Source organism: Ensifer sp. SSB1, assembly GCF_016652895.1.
Lineage (GTDB): Bacteria > Pseudomonadota > Alphaproteobacteria > Rhizobiales > Rhizobiaceae > Ensifer.
This window is the reverse complement of record NZ_JAEPRP010000059.1, coordinates 27,709-36,768: the sequence shown is the minus strand read 5'-3', so window position 1 is coordinate 36,768 and position 9,060 is coordinate 27,709. Positions and strand designations below refer to the sequence as shown.

Below are 9,060 nucleotides of genomic sequence, written 5' to 3'. Positions count from 1 at the left end.
GTGTTGATATCCCGACCTGGCACGGAATCCCGCAATAATGGGCAGCGCTGGATCAGACGATGCCGCCCGCATGTTCTTGCAGATGAGAGATTGAGATGGCTAAGCCCGTCGAGAAAGAGAAGCAGTATCCGTCATTCAAGCAACTGCTCGGTGACGCGGTCAGAAAGAGGCAGACCCGCCCCTTCGATACGGAACTCAAAGAGTTGCTAAAGTCGCCTGGAGTTCTCGCGCGGTTGTGGAACGACTGGGCGGAATACCAGAGAATCGACTTTGGTCCGGGCAAGAGCGACCCCGATCCGATTGGAGTACGGACAGAAATCGAATGGCTGGGCGAAGAGTTTCGCGACAAGCAGGTTACGTTCAGAACCGACCTTGTCAGCGACATCGGCAAGAACCGGATCCTGCATGTCGAACAGCAGACGAAACACAACGAGTTGGTCATGCTTCGTCGCATGGCAACATACGCGTCCTTGATCAGTTCGTTCTACAAATACCGAAAGAACCTCCTTCAAATCTATTACTATACGGGCGATCCCATCGGGCGGTGGAAGGCCGTCGAAGAACCAAAGGCTACCGTCAACAACTCCAACTGGTCATCCGCCAATCGGTTTGTTTTCATCGATTCCGGGGCCCACGATGCATGGGCTATGCTCCGCTCTAATCACGTCGAGTATGCAATGCTGGGGCTGCTGTCACGAGATGTCCCGAGGCTGGATGACTTTGTGGACAAGCTCCTCCGTCTTATGGCGAACAGATACGAGCCAGGGAGCTTGGAGTCAGCAGACAAGCTTGTCACTTGCGCGATGGTGGCGTCTCTTCGAGGCCGGGAGGACATTGTGATGGAAAAATCTTCAGCGAAGGACAGAGCACGGCTACAACGCGATCACGCGCGATACTACGGGAGATTCAAGCCTTTCATCGGTGAAATGGTGGAGGCTCATATCGAAGGTCAGGTCAATGAGCGGGTGGACGCGTTCGTGGGCAATGTCGAGAACCTGATGCAGAGAATCGTGCAGCTTGAAGGCGTTGCTGGGATCTCCTTTCCGGCGCAGTTCATGCATTGGAGCGTTCGCCACCTGTCTGGTGAGCAGTTGGATGAATTGGAACGGAGGATAAACGATCACAGGGACATCCATTCTCTTTTCAACGCATGCGGAATCCCGCGCGACGCACTCGAAATTACTTCAAAGGTCGCCACTTACGGGTAGGAAATGATCGAGAAGAGGGAACGGATCTCGTGTGCACGACGCCAGGAATGCTCATCGACATCTGGACGCGCCCGTGCTTGAGCATGACGCCACTTACTTGTTGCCGATGACCCGGAATGTCTCGACATGGGCAGAGCGGGCGCGAACCAAGATCTCGTGTAGCCGTCTCGACGGTTCATCTTGCGTTCAAATCCCGAGAGCCGATGTCGTGTGTTTCAGCCGCCGCCCCAGCAGTTCGAGATGCCACATATCGGCTCCGTCCAGGACAGACGGAAAACGCCCTAGGTGCGCGCGGCCGATCGCCAGCATCGACGTCGCGGATCCCATTACTTTGCTTAGACGATAGGCTGACCGGGAGGATACCTCTGTCGGCACTTGAGGAGTGGAGCTTGGCGAACCGCTCATCGCGGCACTCGCGGCATCCGGATCCGGGTGCTTTCCTCCTCCGCGCCAGACACCCGTATCGAGCCAGTCTTCGTAGAAAACAAGCCATCTTATCACGGCTGGGATTATGTCATCGGCGATGAAGCGGGTCGGATTGAACGGCTCGTCGCCAGGATCCCACGCGCACAGCGCCGGGCGGTCGATCGGCTGGCGATACCTGTAGACGTGCGGTGTCGGCTGACCGGTGCCGCGCGGGTCGGGAGCGATCAGGGGATCGAGAACCTTCACTGACACGTAGCTACACTTGAGCGTTACCTCGTCAAGAAAGATGTTCGGGACATATCGGATCCATATCCTGTATTTCTGAGAAATCGGCGTAAGGAACCCCTCCCAGGTTCCGTAAAGCCCCACATCGGATGTCAGCCGAAAACTCGGGTATATATCCCGAAGACGATCGTCCTGCTCCTTGATGGAGTACCAGACCAACCTATCAGTCCCCCCATGGCGAACGCTGCGGAGTCGGACGGGCATAAGCGGGAGTCGCTATTGAGGTGACAGCGGCCACCGTACCCGTCGCGGGAATGTGCGCCGCTATTCCGCCTCGGTCGTCCTCGACCTGCCGATCCATGAAGCTGCGAACAGATTCTGCCGCGGGCTTCTCGCCAAATAGCTTCTCCAGGAGCTTTCGCATCTCGGAGATTGGCAGCCCCTTGCGCAGCCGTTCGATCTCGATAGCGAAGGCACGAAGCTCGTCAATGAAAACGCGCTGCGATCGAAGATCTTCCGGCCAGCGGTCCGTCAGCTTGTCATGCGGATCACAGGTCGGATTGTAGGCCTCGTAGGTCCGGCCGGCACTCTCCGCGCGTTCGAGCGCGCTGATGAGGCTGCTCACCTGGTGGAGCAGTTCCTCGGACAATGTAGAAGTGCGGTTCGCGTTGATTGCCACGGAATGGGCAAGTACGACAGAGGGCGGAAGGCGGCTCGCCGCATGCCGGGCATCATAGGCAAGATTGCGCCAGCGCTTGATGAGCTGAAGCGCGATGACAGCCCGCGACTTCCGGTAGGCGGGGGCCTGTTCCGGCACGGGTTCTGCTTCCGACTCGGCTTTAGCAACGAGGAACCGCTCGTAATCCAGCGACTTGCGCTCGAAGAACTGTCCGAACGCGGCTTCCGGCGGGGTCTGCTCTAGAAACCATTGTGCAAATCCCCAGGGATTGGCGATCAGCCGCTCCTTGTGGAAAACCGAGTCTAGCTTCTTGGAGTGAAAAATGAAGCTCGATCTTTCAAGAAGCTGGGGACAGAGAATGGCGGGCGTCACGTCGAGATGCATGCGGTCGTATTTCACCGTCACGCACCGGGTCTTGCGCTCGGTCTTCAGGTAGTAGCGCGAGCCAGGTTCACCCCTGATCGCATCGTGGAGCTCGGATAGTACGTCCTCAGGATCGGAATCGGCGGGCATGTCCAGTTGGACCATGGCATCGATATCGAAGTCAGCATCTTCGGCATGGCGGGCTGTCGTCGCTCCGATCGAGAAACCTCCCTGCGAATAGAAGGCTTCGATCCTCCCCGCGAGAGAACTACCATCCCGCTCAAGCCACTCGTGAATCGCGTGGTAGTGCCCGTCCGCGAGCCGATGCTCTGTCGGCGCGAGCTGGATCCTTACCGCGATGTCCGCAAGCAGGACGTCGAGGGGGCTGTAGGATGCGATCTCGCGAAGGATAGGATCCGTATAGTTCATTGATGCCTCTTATGCCTGATGAACGATGTCGAGGGTCTGACGGAACCCGCCCAGCGCCCGGTTGTGGTCGTAAACGCGCATCGGAAGATGTGCCTTGGGCATCCATACGCGGCCAAGTTCGACCGATGCCGAAACCGGAATGGCCGGAAAGACGTGGATCATTGGTTCCCCACCGTGCCTGTCCTTGATGGCTTCGAGGACGGCGCGGACTTGGCTGCGCCACAGGGAAAGATCTGCCGAAGTCCGGATGATGTCGTTGTTGGCGTTCTTCGCGGACAGCGACCAGATCGACACGTCATCACCTAGAACCGATTTTATCCGGTCATCTTCGATCTGCGCGCTGACCGCGAGCTTCAGCGCCACTGTTCGACCGCCCGCTTCGGGATCGTCGCGGACAAGCTCCATCCGCGCATCCTCCGGCTGCCATTCCCAGGTCTTCGGCTCCCGTAGGAGCTGCCGCACGTGAGCTTCGGAAATATCCGAGATAAGGCGGCCGAGCTCGATGAGCAGCGGCATGGGAGCCAGCCCGAAGACGGCGAGGCGGCTGATCTCGTTTCTCTCGAGTCTGCCCCTTACGCGCTCTTGGTATTTGGTCCGAAGGCTCCGCTGGTGCCATCCCCAGTAGTCGGGATCACTGTCAGGAATGCCAGCGTCGGGCACGTCAAGGTCGATCATGCCGTCACGCACGGGATAGAATTCCGGCAGCAATGCCTGCTTGACCGCCTCGGTGTTTACCGGGGACTCGTTCTTTCCTATCCCCGCGGCGAAGCGAATTACGTGACATCCGCGATCACGCGATATCGAAGTCACCGCTTCGATCCTATCCTCGTGCTCTGCCTTCATCTCTCGCAGAAGCTCAACCGAATAATCCTTCCAGGAAGTCCGATCATCGATCAGGCGGTGATGGGCATCACAAAGAAGCATGAGATTCGATGGATCCCTGGTCAGCAAAGGCGACAGGATCCTGTCGCCACGAGGACCCTTCACCGCATCGGAAACGATGTGTGCTATGTAGGCCGTGTTCAAGTTCGACCTGCCCGAGACGAGGTCACCGATCAGCGGCTTATTGCAGCCGCGGAACTGACATCTGCCCGCGGCGCGGGCCCATACGATCGCCTTTGCGTTCGCAGGCAGGCTGGGACGGCCTGACGCAGCGGCTTTCGCAGCCACTTCCTCAGAGTCCTTCTCATCCGGATTTTCGATAATGCCATCCATTGGATACTGCTCCTGTCACCTGACGAGTTTGGCCACGCAACACATTTTCTAACTCTGCACTTGCAATCGTCGGTTTTTGCTCGGGCATCCAAGACGATGGATGTACAGAAAGCGATTCCAACTTCTCCGTTTGTTTCATGATTTGTTCTCAGAGGCATTTTCCGGGCACCTTTCAGTGCCCGGAGGTGGCCACATGTAACGTTGGCCAGTTCTTGCTTCCAAAATGGCCAGTACTACTGCCAATTGGCCAGTACTAGCGTCGGTTTCTCAGCGTTACAACCGCATTTGCGATCTGCTTAGCTGCAGCCGCTGGTGGCGCCGCAGGTGTCGCACTTCTCGCAGGTGCCGTTGCGCACCATCGTGAAGTTCTGACACTCGGTGCACATGTTGCCGGTATAGCCCTGCATGATCGAGCGGGCGCGGCGTTCGGCTTCCACCTTCTTGGCGTCCGTCTTGGCCGATGCCGCTTCCGCAGCTGCCTTGTCGGAGAAGAGGGCGGTCACTTCCGTTGCGGTCTCGACCGTTTCTTCGGCGATCTCCTCGGCCAGTTCCGCCGCGCGCTCTTCGTAGTCGCGCTTAAAGGCAACGATTTCAGAAGTCGAGATCGCCGTCGTCTGCTCGATCTTGCGGACCGTGTTGCCGGCAATCGAGGTTACGGTGGCGGTCGAAGAGGCTCGGGCAGGGGTGGTCGTCGACGAACCCTTCGGCTCACCGGCGCGTTCGGCCGTACCGCCAACGATCGTCGGCTTGTAGCCGCGCGTCCAGCCGGTGGAGATCAGGTTGGTCTTGCCTTCCTGGATGCCCTTGCCGAGCGCCGTGTTGCTGAAGTCGGACGTGTCGACATGAGCGAGATCGTGGCGGCCGAGGTAAGACACGGCCAACTCCCGGAAGACGTAGTCGAGGATCGACGTCGCGTTCTTGATCGCATCGTTGCCCTGGACCATGCCGGCCGGCTCGAACTTGGTGAAGGTGAAGGCCTCCACATATTCTTCGAGCGGCACGCCATATTGCAGGCCGAGAGAGATGGCGATGGCGAAGTTGTTCATCATCGCGCGGAAGGCAGCCCCTTCCTTGTGCATGTCGATGAAGATCTCGCCGAGACGGCCGTCACCGAATTCACCGGTGCGCAGGTAGACCTTGTGACCGCCGACGACGGCCTTCTGGGTGTAGCCCTGGCGGCGGTTCGGCAGCTTTTCGCGGGCGCGGATCACCTTCTCGATGACGCGTTCGACGATCTTCTCGGTAATGGTGACGGCCTGGGCGGCGGCGGGCGCCTGGATCAGATCCTCCAGTGCATCCTCATCCTTGTCGTCCTCGATCAGCGAGGCGTTGAGCGGCTGCGACAGCTTGGAGCCGTCGCGATAGAGGGCGTTTGCCTTCAGCGCCAGCTTCCACGAGAGCATATAGGCGTTCTTGCAGTCCTCGACGGTCGCCTCGTTCGGCATGTTGATCGTCTTGGAGATCGCACCGGAGATGAACGGCTGGGCTGCCGCCATCATGCGGATGTGGCTTTCGACCGAGAGGTAACGCTTGCCGATCTTGCCGCAGGGGTTGGCGCAATCGAAGACGGGCAGGTGCTCGTTCTTCAGGAACGGCGCGCCTTCCAGCGTCATGGCACCGCAGACATGGATGTTGGCCGCTTCGATGTCCTTCTTGGAGAATCCCAAGTGGTCGAGCAGGTTGAAATCCATCGCGGCGAGCTGTTCGTCGGAGACCTTCAGCGTAGCCTTGAGGAAGTCGGCGCCGAGCGTCCACTGGTTGAAGACGAACTTGATATCGAAGGCAGACTTCAGCGCGGCGTTGACGGCTTCCACCTTCTCGTCGGTGAAGCCCTTGGCCTTCAGCGTTGACGGGTTGATCGCCGGCGCCTGGTTCAGGTTGCCGTGGCCGACCGCGTAGGCCTCGATCTCGGCGATCTGGCTTTCGCTGTAGCCGAGCGAACGCAGCGCTTCCGGAACGGCGCGGTTGATGATCTTGAAGTAGCCGCCACCGGCGAGCTTCTTGAACTTCACCAGCGCGAAGTCAGGCTCGATGCCTGTCGTATCGCAGTCCATGACGAGGCCGATCGTGCCGGTCGGCGCGATAACGGTTGCCTGGGCGTTGCGGTAGCCGTGCTTCTCGCCGAGTTCCAGGGCCTTGTCCCAGGCGCTCATGGCGTGGATGACGAGGTCCTGGTCCGGGTTGTCCGAGTGGATGAGGGCGACCGGGTTGACCGACAGCGCCTCATAGCCGGTCGTCTCGCCATAGGCGGCACGGCGGTGGTTGCGGATGACGCGCAGCATGTTGTCGCGGTTCGGCGCAAAGCCCGGGAACGGACCGAGCTTCTCGGCCATTTCGGCAGAGGTGGCGTAGGAGATGCCGGTCATGATCGCGGTCAGCGCACCGGCAATGGCGCGGCCTTCGGCGCTGTCATAGGGAATGCCCGAGGACATCAACAGGCCGCCGATGTTGGCGTAACCGAGGCCGAGCGTGCGGTACTCGTAGGAGAGTTCGGCAATCTCGCGGGACGGGAACTGTGCCATCATGACCGAAACTTCGAGAACGATGGTCCACAGGCGGACGGCGTGCTCGTAGTCGGCGATGTTGATCCGCTTGGTCGCCGCATCCTTGAACATCATCAGGTTCAGCGAGGCGAGGTTGCAGGCGGTGTCGTCGAGGAACATATATTCCGAGCACGGGTTCGACGCGCGGATCGGGCCGGCGGCGGGGCTGGTGTGCCAGTCGTTCATCGTCGTGTTGAAGTGCAGGCCTGGATCGGCCGATGCCCAGGCTGCGTAGGAGATCGACTCCCAGAGATCGCGCGCCTTCAGCGTCTTCATGACGCGACCGTCCTTGCGGGCCGTCAGGTTCCAGTCGCCATCGGCTTCGACAGCGCGCAGGAAGTCGTCCTTGATCGAGACCGAGTTGTTGGAGTTCTGGCCCGAGACCGTGAGGTAGGCTTCCGAATCCCAGTCGGTGTCGTAGGTCTTGAACTCGAGGTCCTTGTAGCCCTGCTTGGCGAACTGGATGACGCGCTGGACGTAGTTTTCCGGAACCAGGGCCTGCTTGGCAGCACGGATCTCGCGCTTCAGCGCCGGGTTCTGTTTCGGGTCATAGCAGGCGTCGTCGGTGCCGTCGCAGTTGACGCAGGCCTTCATGATCGCCTTCAGATGTTTGGCGACGACCTTCGAACCGGTGACGAGGGCAGCAACCTTCTGCTCTTCCTTGACCTTCCAGTTGATGTATTCCTCGATATCGGGGTGATCGATATCGACGACCACCATCTTGGCGGCGCGGCGGGTGGTGCCACCCGACTTGATGGCGCCGGCGGCGCGGTCGCCGATCTTCAGGAACGACATCAGGCCGGAGGACTTGCCGCCGCCCGAGAGCTTTTCGCCTTCACTGCGCAGGTGCGAGAAGTTGGAGCCGGTGCCCGAACCGTACTTGAACAGACGTGCTTCACGCACCCAAAGGTCCATGATGCCGCCTTCGTTGACGAGATCGTCAGCGACGGACTGGATGAAGCAGGCGTGCGGCTGCGGGTGCTCGTAGGCCGACTTCGACTTCGTCAGCTTGCCGGTGAAGGGATCGACATAGTAGTGGCCCTGACCGGGGCCATCGATGCCATAGGCCCAGTGCAGGCCGGTGTTGAACCATTGCGGCGAGTTCGGCGCAACGCGCTGCGTGGCGAGCATGTAGGCGAGTTCGTCGCGGAAGGCGGAGGCGTCTTCTTCGGTATCGAAATAGCCGCCCTTCCAGCCCCAATAGGCCCAGGTACCGGCCAGGCGATCGAAAACCTGGCGAGCATCGGTTTCGGAACCGTAGTGTTCTTCCTTGGGCAGCGCCTTCAGCGCGTCAGCGTCCGGAACGGAGCGCCACAGGAAGGAGGGGACATCGTTCTCCTCGACGCGCTTCATCTTGGCCGGAACGCCAGCCTTGCGGAAATACTTCTGCGCGAGAATGTCGGCAGCGACCTGGCTGAACTGTGCCGGAACGTCGATGTCGGCAAGACGGAACACGATCGAACCATCCGGGTTCTTGATCTCACTCGTAGCCTTGCGGAATTCGATCTCCGCATAGGCAGATTGCCCGGCCTTGGTGAAACGACGTTCGATCTTCATTGTCCCTGGTCCTTCGTGTTGCCTAGCGCCCGCCACAGGCGCAATTGTCCCCGCCTGGCCGCGAGGGGCATCCCGCAGCCAGTCTCAGCTTCCGTCCTTTGGAGAGAAACCCACAGTTGGGTGACCCTGTATCTTGTGAGATAGGCTGACTGCAAGCACTAAATATAGTGTTAACAGCTGATTTATGCCAGCCAATTGTTGCTCAAACGGGCCTCAAATATCGCACAGAAATCCTCACGGCGACCGCATGGTGAAATCCATGACCGCCGCCTGTCAGAACCGCCGATTTGGTGAGATGAACCGGGCGCTAAACAATCCGGTCCGCCGCCGTCGCAACGTAAAATCCATTAACCGTGAATCGTCCGGGGGCGTCAAGGGGTGGTTTGTGACGGAAGTTTGAGCGCTAGATGTTGTG

Annotated in this window: 5 protein-coding genes; 1 reads left to right on the top strand and 4 read right to left on the bottom strand. The window is 59.5% G+C overall.

The window, feature by feature from the left end:
• Nucleotides 1-95: 95 nt before the first annotated feature.
• Entirely contained in the window at nt 96-1,208 is a 1,113-nt protein-coding gene (locus I8N66_RS16465; RefSeq protein WP_291155315.1) for a hypothetical protein, read from the top strand.
• 186 nt (nt 1,209-1,394) lie between these two features.
• Here the strand turns inward: I8N66_RS16465 and I8N66_RS16460 are convergent, their stop codons facing one another.
• From I8N66_RS16460 to I8N66_RS16445, 4 genes are all read right to left on the bottom strand, one after another.
• A complete protein-coding gene (locus I8N66_RS16460) occupies nt 1,395-2,078 on the bottom strand; it encodes a hypothetical protein (RefSeq protein ID WP_291155312.1) in 684 nt (227 codons plus the stop codon).
• Nucleotides 2,079-2,082: 4 nt separating this feature from the next.
• A complete protein-coding gene (locus I8N66_RS16455) occupies nt 2,083-3,330 on the bottom strand; it encodes a nucleotidyltransferase (protein ID WP_291155309.1) in 1,248 nt (415 codons plus the stop codon).
• A 9-nt stretch (nt 3,331-3,339) separates the two neighbouring features.
• Entirely contained in the window at nt 3,340-4,356 is a 1,017-nt protein-coding gene (locus tag I8N66_RS16450; RefSeq protein ID WP_291155306.1) for an SAVED domain-containing protein, read from the bottom strand.
• Nucleotides 4,357-4,841: 485 nt separating this feature from the next.
• Nucleotides 4,842-8,645, bottom strand: coding sequence for a vitamin B12-dependent ribonucleotide reductase (locus I8N66_RS16445; RefSeq protein WP_291155303.1), 3,804 nt, complete (start codon nt 8,643-8,645; stop codon nt 4,842-4,844).
• Nucleotides 8,646-9,060: the final 415 nt, after the last annotated feature.

Coding starts and splice junctions, on each gene's coding strand:
- I8N66_RS16465 (WP_291155315.1), top strand. CDS start 96: ATGGCTAAGCCCGTCGAGAAAGAGAAGCAGTATCCGTCATTCAAGCAA.
- I8N66_RS16455 (WP_291155309.1), bottom strand. CDS start 3,330: ATGAACTATACGGATCCTATCCTTCGCGAGATCGCATCCTACAGCCCC.
- I8N66_RS16445 (WP_291155303.1), bottom strand. CDS start 8,645: ATGAAGATCGAACGTCGTTTCACCAAGGCCGGGCAATCTGCCTATGCG.